15 protein-coding genes are annotated in these 15,881 nt (G+C 66.1%); 8 read left to right on the top strand and 7 right to left on the bottom strand.

What is annotated here, in order from left to right:
• Positions 1–22: 22 nt before the first annotated feature.
• The gene (locus CUJ90_RS18325) at positions 23–1,027 is read right to left on the bottom strand and encodes an arabinose ABC transporter substrate-binding protein (RefSeq protein ID WP_083086059.1); all 1,005 of its coding nucleotides are present in this window, start codon (positions 1,025–1,027) and stop codon (positions 23–25) included.
• A gap of 174 nt (positions 1,028–1,201) precedes the next feature.
• Complete coding sequence (locus tag CUJ90_RS18320; RefSeq protein WP_114163388.1) at positions 1,202–2,650, bottom strand: aldehyde dehydrogenase family protein; 1,449 nt, start codon at positions 2,648–2,650, stop codon at positions 1,202–1,204.
• Between the two features lie 176 nt (positions 2,651–2,826).
• On the opposite strand from CUJ90_RS18320, the gene CUJ90_RS18315 reads away from it, so the two are divergent.
• Together CUJ90_RS18315 and CUJ90_RS18310 are read left to right on the top strand one after the other, a co-directional pair.
• Complete coding sequence (locus CUJ90_RS18315) at positions 2,827–3,804, top strand: LysR family transcriptional regulator (protein ID WP_114163387.1); 978 nt, start codon at positions 2,827–2,829, stop codon at positions 3,802–3,804.
• 140 nt (positions 3,805–3,944) lie between these two features.
• Positions 3,945–4,499 carry a YaeQ family protein gene (locus CUJ90_RS18310; RefSeq protein ID WP_083086055.1) on the top strand — a complete coding sequence of 185 codons (555 nt, stop codon included), beginning with the start codon at positions 3,945–3,947 and terminating at the stop codon, positions 4,497–4,499.
• A 45-nt stretch (positions 4,500–4,544) separates the two neighbouring features.
• On the opposite strand, the gene CUJ90_RS18305 is transcribed toward CUJ90_RS18310, so the two are convergent.
• On the bottom strand, positions 4,545–4,970 hold the full coding sequence (locus tag CUJ90_RS18305) for a VOC family protein (protein ID WP_114163386.1): 426 nt from the start codon (positions 4,968–4,970) through the stop codon (positions 4,545–4,547).
• A gap of 63 nt (positions 4,971–5,033) precedes the next feature.
• Here CUJ90_RS18305 and CUJ90_RS32405 point away from each other — a divergent pair, with 63 nt between their 5' ends.
• The 6 genes from CUJ90_RS32405 to CUJ90_RS18280 all read left to right on the top strand — a co-directional run bounded on the left by CUJ90_RS32405 (position 5,034) and on the right by CUJ90_RS18280 (position 11,872).
• On the top strand, positions 5,034–5,276 hold the full coding sequence (locus tag CUJ90_RS32405) for a hypothetical protein (protein WP_152035357.1): 243 nt from the start codon (positions 5,034–5,036) through the stop codon (positions 5,274–5,276).
• Positions 5,277–5,353: 77 nt separating this feature from the next.
• Complete coding sequence (gene ada, locus CUJ90_RS18300; RefSeq protein ID WP_114163385.1) at positions 5,354–6,520, top strand: bifunctional DNA-binding transcriptional regulator/O6-methylguanine-DNA methyltransferase Ada; 1,167 nt, start codon at positions 5,354–5,356, stop codon at positions 6,518–6,520.
• Positions 6,517–7,434: a DNA-3-methyladenine glycosylase family protein gene (locus tag CUJ90_RS18295; RefSeq protein WP_114163384.1), complete on the top strand. Its 918-nt coding sequence runs from the start codon at positions 6,517–6,519 to the stop codon at positions 7,432–7,434. The genes ada and CUJ90_RS18295 overlap by 4 nt, the downstream gene beginning before the upstream one ends.
• Positions 7,435–7,700: 266 nt before the next feature.
• A complete protein-coding gene (gene gshA, locus CUJ90_RS18290) occupies positions 7,701–9,317 on the top strand; it encodes a glutamate--cysteine ligase (RefSeq protein WP_114163596.1) in 1,617 nt (538 codons plus the stop codon).
• Between the two features lie 211 nt (positions 9,318–9,528).
• Entirely contained in the window at positions 9,529–10,035 is a 507-nt protein-coding gene (locus CUJ90_RS18285) for a hypothetical protein (protein WP_176035751.1), read from the top strand.
• A gap of 259 nt (positions 10,036–10,294) precedes the next feature.
• Positions 10,295–11,872: an efflux transporter outer membrane subunit gene (locus tag CUJ90_RS18280; RefSeq protein ID WP_114163383.1), complete on the top strand. Its 1,578-nt coding sequence runs from the start codon at positions 10,295–10,297 to the stop codon at positions 11,870–11,872.
• Between the two features lie 120 nt (positions 11,873–11,992).
• Here CUJ90_RS18280 and CUJ90_RS18275 read toward each other — a convergent pair whose 3' ends face one another.
• Genes CUJ90_RS18275 through gspK form a run of 4 tightly spaced genes read right to left on the bottom strand, consistent with a single transcriptional unit; the run spans position 11,993 to position 15,767 of the window.
• Positions 11,993–12,772, bottom strand: a complete 780-nt coding sequence (locus CUJ90_RS18275) for a type II secretion system protein N (RefSeq protein ID WP_114163382.1) — start codon at positions 12,770–12,772, stop codon at positions 11,993–11,995.
• Between the two features lie 28 nt (positions 12,773–12,800).
• Positions 12,801–13,304: a type II secretion system protein M gene (locus CUJ90_RS18270; protein ID WP_114163381.1), complete on the bottom strand. Its 504-nt coding sequence runs from the start codon at positions 13,302–13,304 to the stop codon at positions 12,801–12,803.
• A complete protein-coding gene (gene gspL / locus CUJ90_RS18265) occupies positions 13,301–14,698 on the bottom strand; it encodes a type II secretion system protein GspL (RefSeq protein WP_114163380.1) in 1,398 nt (465 codons plus the stop codon). Before gspL ends, CUJ90_RS18270 begins: the two co-directional genes overlap by 4 nt.
• Positions 14,699–14,726: 28 nt before the next feature.
• Positions 14,727–15,767: a type II secretion system minor pseudopilin GspK gene (gene gspK, locus CUJ90_RS18260; RefSeq protein WP_244220030.1), complete on the bottom strand. Its 1,041-nt coding sequence runs from the start codon at positions 15,765–15,767 to the stop codon at positions 14,727–14,729.
• Positions 15,768–15,881: the final 114 nt, after the last annotated feature.

Genomic DNA, 15,881 nt, shown 5'->3' with positions numbered 1-15,881 from the left:
AAACCGCGGACTCGAATCCCGCTTAAATGCCGAGTTCCTTACGCACGTCCTGCCAGTTGCCGCGCACCATCAGCTTGCCGGTGGTTTGCGTGTCGGCGGGCGGCTGCTTGCCGGCCTTGATCCACTCGACCAGATTCTCCGTGCTTTCCTTGCCGTGCATCGTCGAGCTCACGGCGATCGTGCCGTAGAAGCCGGTCGGTTCCTTCTTCTGGAATTCGGCGAACGCTTCGCCCGCACCGTTGATGCCGACGCCGATCACATCCGCCGCCGGAATGTGCAATTGCTCGGTGGCGCGCACGCCGCCCAGCACGCTTTCCTCGTTGAGCGCGAAGATCACCCACTTCTTGATGTTCGGATGCTGCGCGAGCACCGGCGACGATGCGTTGAAGCCGCCTTCGTCATCGGTCGTCTTTTGCGGAGCGTCGAAGATGTTTTCCTTCTTGAAGCCGCCGGCCAGCAGCGTTTGCGTCGCGCCGTCGGTGCGCAGCTTCGCGGTCGGCAATTCGTAGTTCGTGATGCGCAGCGCGCCGACTTCCTCCGGCTTCCAGCCGCGGCGCTTCATCTCTTCGGCAATCGCCGTGCCGACCTGATTGCCGATCTTGAACGCGGACATGCCCAGATGCGGCACGTTCGCGAGCGGCTTGCCGGTGGAGTCGACCAGTTGATCGTCGACGGTGACGAACTTCATGTTGTAGCGCTTGGCGCGCGCCTGAATCGCCGGTCCGAGACGCACGTCGGGCGCGCAGATCACGAAGCCCTTGGCGCCTTGCGCGCCGAGGTTGTCGATCGCGGCCAATACTTTCTCGCCGTCCGGCGTGCCGATGTTGACGACGGAGAAGCCGTCCTTCTGGCCGAGCGCGGTCGCGGCTTTCTGTTCGTTGATGAACCACGCCTGTTCCGGCATCTTCACGAGGAAGCCGACCTTGAGCGGCTGATCCGCATGGGCGGAAAGCTGCGCGGCAAAGGGCGCGGCGAGGACGGCGGCGGCCATCGCGGTTAGCGTCAAACGGCGAAGCTTGCTGGTCATGTCTGTCTCCTGAGGTTGAAAAGCTGCATTGATTTCGTTTGGTAGCAGCGGGGTATGCACGGCGGCGTTAACCGGGACGTGGATAGACGTGGCGATCGGGCGTGGCAGGCGCGCCGGAGCGGGCCGCGCGCGGCGCGATCGGATGAACGGGGGTGCAAGCGTATCTCATGGCGCTCAGCCCGCGACGTAAGCCGTTTTCACGGCCGTCCAGAACGCGGCGTCGGTTGCGCCGTAGGCGGAGGCCTTGCGGCCGCCGCCGGGCGCGTGGTGCTCGATGGCGGTGGTCGGCAGATTGATCGTGACGACCCCGCTATGCGCATGGCGCCGGAAATGCCGCGCGCGGCTCAGCGAGCGGGTGCAGATGCCGGCGCATAGACCGTAGGCCGTATCGTTCGCGAGATGCAGCGCGTGGTCGTAGTCGTCGGCGCGCAGCACCACGGCGAGCGGCCCGAAAATCTCTTCTCGCGCGATGCGGTGTTCGGGCTCCGCAACGAACAGCGCGGGTTCGAAAAAGTAGCCGCGCGTCGCGCGCTCCAGTTGAACACCGCCGCGCAGCAATTGCGCGCCTTCTTCCTGGCCGATGCGCACGTAGTCGAGATTGCGCGCCAGTTGCGCGGCGTTCGCGAGCGGCCCGATATCCGTGCCGTGCTTCAGCGCATGATCGACCGAGAGCCGGGCGAGTTTGGTCCGCAGTGCGTCGACGAACGGCTCGAACACCGCCCGCTCGACGATCAGCCGCGAGGCCGCCGTACCGCGTTGCCCCGCGAAACTAAAGGCGCCGGTCAAGGCCGCATCCACGGCGCCGTCGAGTTCGGCATCGGCCAGCACCACGAACGGATTCTTGCCGCCCATCTCCAGTTGCACGCGCGCCTGGCGGGCGGCGGCGGCTTGCAGCACGCGCGTGCCGGTTTCCGCCGAGCCGGTGAAGCTGACCGCCGCGACCAGCGGATGCGCGGCGATCCGCGCGCCGACTTGCCGGCCGCTGCCCATCACGAGGTTGAACACGCCCGCCGGCAAGCCGGCCCGATTGATGATCGAGGCCAATGCGGCGGCGCAAGCCGGCGCCGATTCGGCCGGCTTGAAGACGACGCAGTTGCCGTGCGCCAGCGCGGCGCCGACCTTCGCGGCGGCAATCGCGAGCGGCGCGCTCCACGGCGCGATGATGCCGATCACGCCGAGCGGTTCGCGCGTCACGTCGATCTCGACGCCCGCGCGCGGCGCGGCGACGGGCTCGGCGAACGCGCGCAACGCCTCGGCCGCGAACAGCTTGAAAATCTGCCCGGCGCGGGTGGCTTCGGCCAACGCCTCGGGCAAGGTCTTGCCGACCTCGCGCGCGAGCAACCGGCCAAGTTCGTCGCGGCGCGCCAGCATCTCGCTGCCGATCGCGTCGAGCGCATCCGCGCGGCGCTGCGCCGAACCCAGCGACCATTCGCGGAAGGCCGCGCTCGCCGCTTCGATCGCCGTATCGGTCTGCCGCGCGTCGGCGCGCACATACTCGCCGAGCGGTTCGTCGAGGTCCGACGGATTCAGCGAAATGCCCGTGGTCGCGCCCGTCTCCCAGCCGCCATTGATGTAGTGGCGGAACGGGCTGGCAACGAGCGGGACGAGCGGATCGCGATTCATCGACGGGAAGACGCCAATTTGAGGAAGCTCACAAAGTCCACGAATGGTATGGGCCGTCCCAATAACTTTCCAATCCCTTTTTTCACTACTGCCATATCAATTCCGGTATGGCATGATGGCGTCTCAATCTTGACACTTCCGCGACAGACGGCTTAAGCCGCTTTAGGAGACAAGCCATGACACGCAGCTACTCGAACTGGTTCGTGCGCGCGCGACTCAAGACGCGGCAGTTGCTGCTGCTCGCGGCAATGGAGGAGGAGGGCAACGTGCGCCGCGCGGCCGACGTGCTCGGCATGACGCAGCCCGCCGCGTCGCGCCTGCTCAAGGAATTGGAGGACATGCTCGAGGTGAGCCTGTTCGACCGCACGCCGCACGGCATGCACGCCACGCTGTACGGCGAAGTGATGATCCGTCACGCGCGCATGGTGCTCTCTAATCTGAGCCACGCGCACGACGAAATCTCCGCGCTGCGGGCCGGTCTCGCGGGCCAGGTGCGCATCGGCGTGATCGCGGCGGCGGCCGCGACGATGGTGCCGCGCGCGATCGCCGACGTGAAGGAGCGCTATCCGCAGTTGCAGATCTGGGCGGAGGTGGAAACCTCCGACGTGATGCTGCCGCGGCTCGCGGAAGGCGAACTCGACATCATGATCGGCCGCGTACTGGAGCGGCAAAACCAGTTCAAGGCCGAAGTCCGCTACGAACCGCTCGCCGACGAGCCGCTTTGCGTGGTCGCGCGCCCCGGCCATCCTCTCGAAAATGAGACAGGTTTGACGCTGCGGGGAATCGTCAACGCGAGCTGGGTTTTGCATCCGCCCGGCAGCGTCTTGCGCCATCGTTTCGATCTGATGTTTTCGCAGATCGGGCTGAATCCGCCGCAAAACGTGGTGAATACCAACAATTTTCTGGCGATTTCGAGCTTGCTGCTCCAAAGCGACATGTTGGCGGTTTTGCCGGACGAAGTGGCGCGTCAATACCAACAGTACGGTGTGTTGAAGCGGTTGCCGATCGATTTGCCGTGCAGGATGGATACATTCGGTATCATCACGCGCCAGTCGCATCTGCTTTCGCCAGCGGCCGCCCTGGTGCTCGAAGCCTTGCGGGAAGCGGCCGGCGAGGTCTACGGCACGGCCTTCGAGCCGGCGATGGCGCGATAAATGCTCCTTCCGTTGTAAAAGCCGGCTGACGGCGCGCGGGAGGAACGGCGATGTACAACAAACACCGAAAACGGCAGCGAGCCGTCGACGACTCTTTTTCTGTTCGCTCCGGTGGAGCGAACGCCTGGTTTAGCAACGGCATGGCTCTCAAATCGACGATTTACAAGGCGGAACTGCAAATCGCCAACATGGACCGGCACTATTACGCCGACCATTCGCTGACCATCGCCCGTCATCCCTCGGAAACCGACGAGCGAATGATGGTTCGCGTCGCCGCGTTCGCGCTGTTCGCGCAGGAACGCCTCGAATTCTGCAAAGGCTTGTCGGATGTCGACGAACCGGATCTGTGGCAAAAGGACCTCACCGGCGCGATCGAAACCTGGATCGAAGTCGGCCAGCCGGACGAACGGCGCATCGCCAAGGCAAGCGGCCGCTCGAACGAGGTGATCGTGATCGCCTATGGCGGCCGCGCCTCGGATATCTGGTGGCAAGGCGTGAAGAACAAGGTCGAACGCATGCGCAATGTGACGGTCTGGACGCTCGCGGAAGGCGTGGCCGACGCGCTCGGCTCGCTCGCCGAACGCACCATGCGCCTGCAATGCACGGTGCAGGACGGCGAAGCGTGGCTCGGCAGCGCGGAAGCCGATGCAGTGAAAATCGAATGGACGGTGTTGAAGGCGCCGGCCAGCGCTTGAGGTTCGGCTTGAGGTTCGGCTTGGCCTGACGGCTTCCGGGCAGGCTTAGAGCGACGTCAACCGCGCCGCGTCAGGCGGGCCCTTGAGTTCGACCATATTGCCTTCGGGGTCGAACAGATACAGCGACGGCCCAAAGCCGTCCGCGCCATAGCGCCGCGCATATTCGCCCAGCCGTGCGCCGTGTTCGGTGAGATGCGCCTTGAGCGCCTCGGCGTCGAACGGTTCGACGCGCAAACACACGTGGTCCATATTCCGCCCGGCGCCGGGCGCGCCGTTTTCCGCGCGATCGAGCTTCGCGCCCACCTGCAGCAGGTCGATCAGCGAGCGGCCCGCGCGCAACTGCGTCAAGCCCAGATCGCGCTGCTCCTTTTCCACGCTGCATCCGAGGACGTCGCAATAAAAGCGCGTCATTTTCTCGACGTCGGATGCTCGAATGACGATGTGATCGATCTCGCGAATGTGGATTTTCATCTCAGACGCCCTTGCCGGTCGACGAAACGGGTGGAATACCCAGTGTAGAAGAAAGCTCGGCAGATGCGAGAACGCGCCGCGAAGGGGCAGTTTAGAAACGTACAGGCGAAAAAAAGCCCGCTCTATGTGGAGCGGGCTGAATCCATATCAGGAGGAGACATGGAGGAGACAGGTACTAATATACACATGCACCTGGTGCGACGCAATAACTTTTTAAGGGAAAACCCGATATCGGGCCAAATTGTCGCACTTTTTCATGGAAAGACCGGCCGGCGCGGCTTCCAGCCCTACGAGGAAGCGCAATGACAGAGCAAGAACCGGAGCGTAGTGTGTCGGCAGGCGGCCTACATTGGTGAGCATCGACACCGCCTTCGGGAATCATCATGAACCGCACCCTCTACCGTACTGACATCGCGCCCGACGCCGCCGGCTGGACCTCCGACGACGAGCGCTGGGAAGCCGTCACGCGCCGCGAACCGCAAGCCGACGGCGCGTTCTTCTATGGCGTCAAGACGACCGGCGTGTTCTGCCGTCCGTCGTGTGCATCGCGCCAGCCGCGCCGCGAGAACGTCACTTTTTTCACCGACGTCGCCGCCGCGCGCGCCGCGGGTTTCCGCGATTGCAAGCGGTGCCAGCCGGGCGGCCTGCCGCGCGAGCTGGAAATCGTCAACCGCGCCTGTGCCGCGCTGGACGCCGATCCGCAACAGCGCCTCACCCTCGCGCAACTGAGCGACGCCGTGCACGTCAGTCCGTTTCACTTGCAGCGTCTGTTCAAGCGCGTGGTGGGCGTGACGCCGCGTCAGTATCAGGCGGCGCAGCGGGGCGCAGCGTTGCGCGACGCGCTGCAAAGCGGCTCGGACGTCACGCGCGCCACGCTCGACGCCGGCTTCGGCTCGCCGTCGCGGATGTACGACAGCGCGTCGGCCGAACTGGGCATGGCGCCCTCCGAGTTTCGCCGCAAAGGCGCGGGGCTCACCGTGCGCTACGCCGGCGCGCCCACTTCGCTCGGCTTCGTGCTGGTCGCGGCCACCGAAAAAGGCATCTGCAAGATCGGTTTCGGCGACGACCCCGGCTTGCTCGCCGACGAACTGCGCAGCGAGTTCGCCAACGCCGATGTGCGGGAAGATCCGGAGCGGCTCGCACCGTTCATCGCGCAGATCGACGCGTATTTGCGCGGCACCCGTCAGGACTTCGATCTGCCGCTGGATATCGCCGCGACGGCATTCCGGCAGCGCGTATGGGACGCGCTGCGGCGCATTCCATACGGCGAGACGCGCAGCTATACACAGATCGCCGAAGCCGTCGGCGCGCCTCGCGCCGTGCGCGCGGTCGCGAGCGCGTGCGCGACGAACCCCGTTGCGCTGGCGATTCCCTGTCATCGCGTGGTGCAAAAGGGCGGGGCGCTGGCCGGGTATCGTTGGGGCCTGCCGCGCAAGGCCGCGCTGCTCGACAACGAGGCCCAGCATGCCGGCGATGTTTCGCAACACCAATCCGAGCGCCGCAAGGCCGATATGACCGAAACCATCACCAATCTGGACCACGCCGCGTGAGCACGCTCGACCACGTCGCAACGCTCGAACTGCCGTTCAAACCACCTTTCGACTGGCCGCGTCTGCTGCGTTTTTTCGGCGGCCGCGCGACGCCGGGCGTCGAAGCGGTGGAAGACGGCGCCTATCGCCGCGCCATCGACTGGACCGGCGACAGCGGCACGCTGAGCGTGCGTCTGCATCCGCGCAAGCGCTGCCTCGTCGCCAATATCGAAGGCCCGGTGAGCCGTCACGCCGACGCGCTCGCCGCACCGATCGCGCGGATGTTCGACTTGCACGCCGATCCGAAGAAGATCGGCGCCGAACTCGCCGCCGACCCGTGGCTCGCGCCACTGATCGAGGCGGTGCCCGGCTTGCGCGTGCCGGGCGCCTGGTCGGGCTTCGAACTGGTGGTGCGCGCGATCGTCGGCCAGCAGGTCAGCGTGAAGGCGGCGACCACCATCATCGGACGTCTCGTGCAGCGCGCCGGCGAGCGCATCGAAGGGCATCCGCACGAGAACACCGCCTGGCGCTTTCCGACACCGGCTGCGCTCGCCGCCGTCGATCTTGCGCAGATCGGCATGCCGGGTAAACGCGTAGCGGCGTTGCAGGGCTTCGCACGAGCGGTCGCTTCGGGAGACGTGCCGCTCGACAGCGGCGTCACCGATGCGAACAGCCTGCGCGCCGCCTTGCTCGCACTGCCCGGCATCGGCCCCTGGACCGTCGAATACGTCGCGATGCGCGCATGGCGCGACGCCGACGCGTGGCCCGCCTGGGACCTCGTGCTGATGCAGTCGATCTGCGCGCGCGACCCGTCGCTCGTGCGGCCCACGCAGCAGCGCGTGCGCACCGACGCATGGCGGCCGTGGCGCGCGTATGCGGCGATGCATCTGTGGAACGAGGTAGCGGACCGCGCAGGCGCCGCGCGCGGGGGCTAGGCGCGCGCCTCATGCGGAAGGGGAAACGCGCATCGCGTGCAATGCGCGTAGGCGGTAGAGCGACGCGATGCAAGGCAAGCCGAATCGTCCGGAAAACAGACAGCGCTAGTGCGCCGACGCCCCGCCGAGGCGGCCTCAAGCAGCCGCCGTGGCGAGATGTTAAAGTGCCCGCTACCTGAAAATTCCGCCGAACGTTGTCAACCGCGCCATGCTGCCTGTGAGCAGTGAAGCGGCACATGGCGGCCGACAACGCCCGACTCGCATCAATGCCAAACACCACACTTTCCCGCACGACCGACGTGTTCTCGCACCGCCTGTCCGTGCTGACCTCCGGCCCTCGGCGCGACGCGCTGATAAGCGGCCTGCGCGGCATCGAAAAAGAAAGCCTGCGCGTGACGCGGGACGGCAAGCTCGCGTTGACGCCGCATCCGGGCGCGCTCGGTTCGGCGCTCACGCATCCATCGCTCACCACCGACTATTCCGAAGCGCTGCTCGAACTGATCACGCCCGCCGAGCACGACGTGGCGATCACGCTCGAGAAACTCGACACGCTGCATCGTTTCGTCTACGCCGAACTCGGCGACGAAATTCTGTGGAACAACTCGATGCCGGGCCTGCTGCCCGACACCGACGAGGGCATCCCGATCGCGCGCTACGGCACGTCGAACATCGGCAAATTGAAGTACGTGTACCGCATCGGCCTCGCGCTGCGTTACGGTCGCACGATGCAATGCATCGCGGGCATCCACTACAACTATTCGCTGAGCGAGGAAGTGTGGCGCGTGTTGCAGGCCGACCAGCGATCCACCGCGAATGCCGTCGATTTTCAGTCGGACCGCTACCTCGCGCTGATCCGCAATTTCCGCCGCACCAACTGGCTGCTGATGTACCTGTTCGGCGCATCGCCGGCGCTGGATCGCCGCTTCCTGCGCGATCGCAAACACACGCTCGAAACGTTCGACGCCGACACGCTGTACCGTCCCTACGCAACCAGCCTGCGCATGAGCGACCTCGGCTATTCGAACACCACGGCGCAAGCCGCGCTGCACGCCGACTACGACACGTTGCCGGGCTACCTCGACGCACTCGGGAAAGCCGTGAGCCAGCCGTATCCGCCCTACGAGGCGATCGGCACACAGCGCGACGGCGAGTGGGTGCAGATCAACACGAACGTGCTGCAGATCGAAAACGAGTTCTACTCGACCATTCGTCCGAAGCGCGTCACGCATCCGGGCGAGCGTCCGCTGCATGCGCTCGCCGCGCGCGGCGTGCAGTACGTCGAGGTGCGCTGCATGGACATCGATCCGTTCGAGCCGGCCGGTATTTCGCTCGAAACGTCGCGCTTTCTCGACGCCTACCTGCTGGTCTGCGCACTGGACGACAGCGCGCCGCTGCCGCCTGACGCCTACGCCGAGGCGAACCGGAACTTCGGCCGCGTGACGATGGAGGGCCGCAAGCCCGGCCTCGAACTCACGCGCGACGGCCGCCCGGTCGCGATGACGGATTGGGCCAACGAAATCTTCGTGAAGATCGACGCGGCGGCCGCCGCACTCGACGCGTTGCAAGGCGGCGACGCACATGCGCGCGCCGTGGCGGTTCAACGCGCGAAGCTGGCGGACGCATCGCTTACGCCGTCGGCGCGCGTGCTGCGGACCATGCGTGACAAGGAACAGAGTTTCCTCGCGTTCGGACTCGAGCAGAGCGAAGCGCACGCCGAGTATTTCCGCGCGCGTCCGCTGAATGCCGAAGAGACGAAGGCGTTCACAGACCTCGCCGAACAATCGCTTGCCGAACAGGCCATGCTCGAACAGGAAGAAGTTGGTTCGTTCGATGCGTTTGTCGCGGCTTATCGCGCGTACACGTTGAACCGCTTCAGCGTTTGAGATTGAGCGACGCATGTCGACAAGATGAAAAGCGGCCCGCGAGGCCGCTTTTTTCATGCGCGCAGGTAACGTCTACATCGCGCGGCGTTGGGGATAAAACGACATCGGCAAATTCTCCGCGCGTTTTGACGATTCCCTGATCTGGATGAAACACCGTACCGACATCGCGGTCGAAACTTGAAGGAGAGGCTTCGAACAGGGAGGAATCAACGTGAAAAAAAGTCTGTTGGCCGTGGCGTGCATCATGGCGGCGGGATGTTCGACACAGGGGCAAGTCGATCCGGACGTCATGCAGATCGCGACGACACCGCTGACGTGTTCGAACAAGGTCGAATGCGACGCATGGTGGCAACGCGCGCAGACGTGGGTGACGAGCCATTCGAAGTACAGCGTCGAATCCGCGACCGACACGCTGATCCAGACCGCGGGTCCGGACGGCGGCAAACGTGCGTTGGCGTATCAGATCACGCGAGCCGCGAACCCTGACGGCACGGCAACGATCGGCTTCGCCGCGCACTGCGACGGCTCGCTCGGTTGCAAGCCGAACCCGTGGGAAGCCGGCGCCGACTTCAAGCAATATGTGCGAGGCAGCGCGACGGTCGCGCCGCAGAGCGGGGGGAAAGCGTCGCAGGCAGCGCCGGCATCTTCGGCGATGCATCCCGATGCCGCGCAGGGACAATCGGTCCCGGGAGCGAATGGCGAAGGGGTGACGCAGTAAGTGGAGGGCGGCGGGAACGCCGCTCGCGTATGACCAACAGCGCGGCGCCGGGCAAAACCACGAATCAATCGCCCATCGCGGTAACAGCAAGTAACCAACGCGATACCCCAAGTAACACACCCGCACTTCTCCCCGCATTACCCTTTCGGTTTGCCGCGCCTCGCGCGGACTCACGCTAACATGCCGGCAGACTCACGAGCTCGCCAGGCCGGCAGCGCCGTGATCGGCCGCACCGCGGCGTCCAGAAGGAATCCATTGCATGCAGTCTGATCGAATCTCGCGCGCGCGGATGCTTGCGCCTCGCGTCCTCACTCTCGCGGTTGCCGCGGCGCTTGCCACCCTGCTGGCCGGTTGCGCGGTCGGCCCCGACTACAAGCGGCCCGCCGCCGAGATCCCCGCGTCCTACAAGGAAGCCGCGCCCGGCTGGAAAGTCGCTCAACCGGCCGATCAGCAAGACCGCGGCGACTGGTGGACCATCTACCAGGACCCGCAGCTCAACGCGCTCGAAGAGAAGCTGAACACCGCGAACCAGACCATCGCTCAATATGCCGCCGCCTATCGCCAGGCGCGCGCGTTGGTCGGCGAAGCGCGTGCCGCCTATTTCCCCACAATCGGTGCGTCGGCGGGCGCGACACGTTCCGGCACCGGTTCATCGTCCACGGGTTCCACCAGCAGCCGCTCCGGCGTCAGCAACAGTTTCAACGTACAACTCGACGCGAGCTGGGAGCCGGATCTGTGGGGCTCGGTGACCCGCTCGGTCAACGCGCAGAAAGCCGGCCAGCAAGGCGCCGCCGCGGACCTGGCGAACGCGCGGCTCTCCGCGCAGGCCACGCTCGCGCAAACCTATTTCTCGCTGCGCGCGCTGGACGCCACCCAACAATTGCTCGACGAGACCGTCGCGGCCTATCAGCGCTCGCTGCAACTCACGCAAAACCAGTACGCGGCGGGCGTCGCCGCGCGCTCCGACGTGATTCAGGCGCAAACGCAATTGCAGTCGGCCCAGGCGGCCGCGATCGACAACGGCGTGCAGCGCGCGCAGGACGAACACGCGATCGCGGTATTGGTCGGCGAGCCGGCCTCCATCTTCTCGATTCCACCGATGCCGCTCACCGCCACGCCGCCGACCGTGCCCGCGCAGATGCCGTCGGCGTTGCTCGAACGGCGTCCGGATATCGCGTCGGCGGAACGCAAGGCCGCGGCGGCCAACGAGCAGATCGGCGTGGCGATTGCGGCGTTTTTCCCGTCGCTCACGTTGTCGGCCAGCGGCGGCTTCGAAAATTCCGTGTTCTCGCAGTTGCTGACCGCGCCGTCGCGCTTCTGGACGCTCGGCCCGCAACTCGCCGCGACGATCTTCGACGCCGGCTTGCGCAAGGCGCAGACCGAAGCGGCGCGCGCGGCCTACGACGCCGATGTCGCCACTTACCGCCTGACGGTGCTGACCGCGTTCCAGGACGTCGAGGACAACCTCGCGTCGCAGCGCATCCTCGAAAGGGAAGTCGTCGTGCAGCAGCAGGCGGTGGAGTCGGCCCGGCAGGCGCTCGCGATCGTCACGAACGAATACAAGGCGGGCACGGTCGGCTACGTCAACGTGCTGACCGCGCAAACCACCGCCTTCACCGCCGAGCAGAAGTTGAAGAGCATCGCGGGACAGCGGATGGTGTCGTCGGTGGGTCTGGTGAAGGCGCTGGGCGGCGGCTGGGACGCGTCGCAAATGAATCGTGAAACGGGCGACGTGGCGGCGCCGGCGCCGCTGCCGGCTTCATCGGTTACGCCCGTGGCGCAAAACGGAGTCGCGCCGGCGCCGTCGCAGCAGCAGACGCAGACGCAGAGCAAATAGACGCGCGGCTCGCAAACGAACCGGCAGGAAAGAAGGGCGAAAAAGAAGCGGCATGGCGCACGCACCATGCCGCTTCTTTTTCAACGGCGTTGTCTGGACGTCAAAGGGCGTTCGCCCGCGTCAGTGCGCGAAGCTCAACGTCACCGTGCCCGGTCCGCTCGGCCGCCCCAGCAGGTTCAGCAATCCCGCGAGGATATCGCGCGCTTCCGGCGCGGCACTGGCCGTGCCTCGAAACGAGGTTGAAGCGGCCGACACCGTGCCGCTGCCGTCCAGCATCAGCGGGCCCTTGATCGTCATCAGTTCGACTGTCGAAGAAGCCCCTTGCGCCTGGAACAGCACCCGGTACGATCCCAGCGGCTTGACCGGCGACACACGTGAGCTGACGTCGTTCAGCGTGACGGTGAGCTGCCCGAATGCCTCCTTGTTGAAGCTGCGCCAGTCCGACCACGACAGTCGCACCTCGCCCTGCAAATCGAGTGTATTGAAAGGCGCGCCCAGGCCGCTCAGCAGCGACGCCGGCACGGCGAGTTCGCCCGGCGTGACCGTGGCGCTGCGCGGCGTGGCGTCGACGGTGATCGGCTCGGGCATCGCTTCGCTCTGCCGCATGGTCATGCGCACACGGCCGGTGAAAAGCGGCCAGAACGACGTGCGCCATTCGATCCGCCCAGGCAGGAGGGTCGGCGCGCTCATGTCGGAGCCGGCGGCCAGCATCAGCGTGGCCGAGCCGTGCCACAGCGAGCCGGCCGGGTCGACCAGATTGACGTGACCACGCGTCTGTTTGGCGAACTGCGGCGTGATCCACGCGGCCGGCAACAACGCGAGCATCACGACGGCGGCGGACAGCACCGCGATCGCCAGCCAGGGCAGTGCGACGCGCAAGCGCCGCATCCAGTAAGTCATGCGAGATCCCGTAACGGCGCGGTGATGTTCATTTCGCGGTCGAGGGCTGGAACGACGCCGTCAGATCCACCTGGCCGTCTTCCTTGAGCGCGGTCAAGTGCGCCTCGGCCACCTGCACCTTGAACTGCTTGCGCACGTCGTCGACCCAGCTCGTCCACGTGGGGAACGACGCGTTTTTCATCTGGACCTGCACCACGTTGCCGATCACCTGCACCTGGGTGGCGGCGAGGCCGTGATCGCCCAGCGAGGCGGTGAGCGCGTCCTTCAGCGCGGCGCCGGTCGGCGCGACGCCCTGAGCCGCCGCCGACAACTGCCGCGCTTCGCTCGATTGCGCAGTCATCTGCGCCAACTGGCGCTGCAAGGTGGGCAGCGATTCACGCAGACGCGCGCGGCCCTCCTGCGCCGGCGCCCACAGCACCGACCACGCGATGACCACCGCGAGCAAGCCGCCGCCCCACGTCAGAAGATTTTTTTCGCGCTCCGTGCGCTGGTCCCAGAAGCCGGCCCATGTTTGAGCGAGTTGAGCTTTCATTGTCCGTTCCTGATGGTCCACTTGCCGGTATTGCTGTCGATCGCGCCGCTCAACCCGTTGCGCCCGAGGCGCTTGCCGAAGTCGGGATCGAGCTTCACCTCGGGCTTGAAGGTCACGTCGAGCCGCCGGTCGTGATAGTCGAGCCCCGCGATGCCGTTGAGCGGCACCGGCGCGAGCGAGCGCGCGAGGCGGTCGGCGAGCGACAGGAAATCATCCGGCGAGAGCTCGCCCGCCGCCACGCGCAACTGCTGCAACTGGCGCGACATCTGATCGGGCGCATCGAGCACGACCGTGGTCTTGGGGAAGGTGTTGAGCAGCAGTTCGGTCATTTGCGTGCTGATCGCGTCGCGTTGGCGCGCGAGCATCAGCCACTGCACGTTCGCGCCGATGATCGCGACCACCAGCGCGCCGACCGCCAACAGCACCGGCAGACGCAGACGCCGCAGCGTCGCGCGGTCGAGCCGCCACGGCTGCGAGGCGAACTCGAACTGGCACAGATCGAGGCGGCACTCCAGCGCGCGCCGCGCCAGTTGCTCGAACGGCAACGGACTGGCGCCATGCACGTAAGCGGCGAGCCGCGCCGGACTGCTTGCGCCCAGGCTCGGTTCGTTGCCGGGCACCTCGGTCAGCATGTACAACGAGACGGGCGCCGCGCCGGCGAGCGCGCCGAGCGTTGCATTCACCGTGCTGGCCGGCACCGCCAGGCCTTCGCCCTGGACGCCGCGCGCGATCGCCAGTTCGACGCGCGGCACGCCATTTTCCGGAGCGCGCTCAACCGCGCCTTCCAGCAGCATCGCAGGGGCAGTCTGGACCACCGCGCCGAGCACCGCCGCGACCATCGGCGTCGCTGGCGCCACCTCCGGCGATGCCGTCGTCACATCGGACGAACCCGCGATGACCGGCTCGCCGGCGTTGACCGTTTCCGCGACTTCGACTCGCGTATCGAGCGCGACGCCTTGCGGCAGACAGCGCGTCACCGGCACCGCGCGCAAGCTGCGGTGGCCGGCTGCGGAAAATCCGTCGCAGATGAAGCGGAACCAGCCGCGGTCGATGATCGCCAGCAACTGCCGACCGCCCGCGAGCGGTTGCGGATCGACGGCGATGTGACAGGTTTGCGGGTCCTGGATCAGTTGATCCTCGACGATGTTGGGCAGCGCCTGACGCAGCCGCGGGCCGCGCAGCGGCGGCAGCGCGGCGGGCATCATCAGCAGGTCGCGGGCGGCGACCATCAGCACGGTCGACGCCGCGCGCGGCAGCAGCGTGAGCGCCGAGCGGCCGGCGCGCTGGGTGCGGCCCGACTTGTCGAGCAGCACGAACGGCAGCTCGGGCAGTTGCCATTCCTGCGATGGCACCGCCGGATCACGCGGCGGCAATAGGACGATCAGCGTGCTCAAGGTCCACTCTCTCTGGGAAAGGCGTTATTCATAGTTGGTCTTGTACCCGCACGATACGCGTAGTGTGGGTCAATGCGTCGCGATAGACGAGCGTCGTGCGGTCCACCTGGGCGCGTTCGTGCTGCACGCGGCCGTGAATCAGGAAATAGTTCGTGTTGACGTCGAACTGCGCCGGATCGACCGAGACCTGTTGCACGCCCGCGCCGCGCAACGCGAGTTGCACGTCGCCGGCGTTACGGAAAAACACCGTCTTGCGGCGCGCGACGAGGGCCTGAGCGGCCGACACGTTCATGCCCGGCACGAGCGCGGCGATCACTTCGGCGGAAGCGGTATTCATGTTGAGCGCCGTTGCGGTCGGCAGCACGGTGACGAACGGGCGCAGTCGCGCGACCATTTCCGGCGTGTAGCCGGGGATATCGAGCAGCGAATCGACGCTGATCAGTTGCAGCGGCGCGCGCGCCGCGTTGTCGTCGCCGCCCTCGATACCGGGTTTGTCGGTGAAGCCGCCGCCCATCGCGCCGCCCTGAATCGCCGGCGTCGCCGTTGCGCCGGTGGGGGAGGTGGCGGTCTGAAAGCGCGTCGCCGATTGCGCGAGGCTGGCGCGAATCTGCACGGCGGTGTTTTTCGCCAGTTGGCTGCTGACGCCGAGCGAGACGAGCAGGCGCTGATAGGCGCCGATCTGCTCCTGGTTCAGTTGCATGACGCCGGGCGCCGGGCTCGAGACCAGGTTGCGGAGGTTGAATTTCGACTGGGCGTCTTCGATCGAGCCTGAGAGGAAGGTTTCCGCGCCTTGTTCCGCTCGGACTTCGCCGATTTGGCCCAGGAAATCCGACAGGCGAGTTTTGGCAATCGGGACGCCCCATAGGCCGCCCAGGTAGGTGATGCCCGCCGAGGTGTCGCCCTCCGAGCGGAGGATCAGGCGCGTCCAGTCCAAGGCGCCTCTTGCGACCCATTGGGCTTGAGACAGGAGGCGCTGGTTTTCTATTCTTCGGATTTGGACTTGCTGGCGCCAGAGCATGCCGGAGACCAGTATGGCCGATAGGGCTACTACCAGGAGGGCGCTGATGATTGCTGCGCCGGCTTGATGGGGTTGTCTTCGCGAGGCTCTGGGGTGTGGTTTTGTTGTTGTTTTGGCCTTTTCTTGTGTTGCTAGTGGTCTATTAGCGTTGCCGCCCCGCACAGG

The sequence above is a fragment of the Paraburkholderia terricola genome (assembly GCF_003330825.1).
Classification (GTDB): domain Bacteria; phylum Pseudomonadota; class Gammaproteobacteria; order Burkholderiales; family Burkholderiaceae; genus Paraburkholderia; species Paraburkholderia terricola.
The sequence above is the reverse complement of the archived record's forward strand: the minus strand, read 5'-3'. Positions and strand labels throughout refer to the sequence as shown.

Coding starts and splice junctions, on each gene's coding strand:
- CUJ90_RS18325 (WP_083086059.1), bottom strand. CDS start 1,027: ATGACCAGCAAGCTTCGCCGTTTGACGCTAACCGCGATGGCCGCCGCC.
- CUJ90_RS18320 (WP_114163388.1), bottom strand. CDS start 2,650: ATGAATCGCGATCCGCTCGTCCCGCTCGTTGCCAGCCCGTTCCGCCAC.
- CUJ90_RS18315 (WP_114163387.1), top strand. CDS start 2,827: ATGACACGCAGCTACTCGAACTGGTTCGTGCGCGCGCGACTCAAGACG.
- CUJ90_RS18310 (WP_083086055.1), top strand. CDS start 3,945: ATGGCTCTCAAATCGACGATTTACAAGGCGGAACTGCAAATCGCCAAC.
- CUJ90_RS18305 (WP_114163386.1), bottom strand. CDS start 4,970: ATGAAAATCCACATTCGCGAGATCGATCACATCGTCATTCGAGCATCC.
- CUJ90_RS32405 (WP_152035357.1), top strand. CDS start 5,034: ATGCGAGAACGCGCCGCGAAGGGGCAGTTTAGAAACGTACAGGCGAAA.
- ada (WP_114163385.1), top strand. CDS start 5,354: ATGAACCGCACCCTCTACCGTACTGACATCGCGCCCGACGCCGCCGGC.
- gshA (WP_114163596.1), top strand. CDS start 7,701: ATGCCAAACACCACACTTTCCCGCACGACCGACGTGTTCTCGCACCGC.
- CUJ90_RS18280 (WP_114163383.1), top strand. CDS start 10,295: ATGCAGTCTGATCGAATCTCGCGCGCGCGGATGCTTGCGCCTCGCGTC.
- CUJ90_RS18275 (WP_114163382.1), bottom strand. CDS start 12,772: ATGACTTACTGGATGCGGCGCTTGCGCGTCGCACTGCCCTGGCTGGCG.
- CUJ90_RS18270 (WP_114163381.1), bottom strand. CDS start 13,304: ATGAAAGCTCAACTCGCTCAAACATGGGCCGGCTTCTGGGACCAGCGC.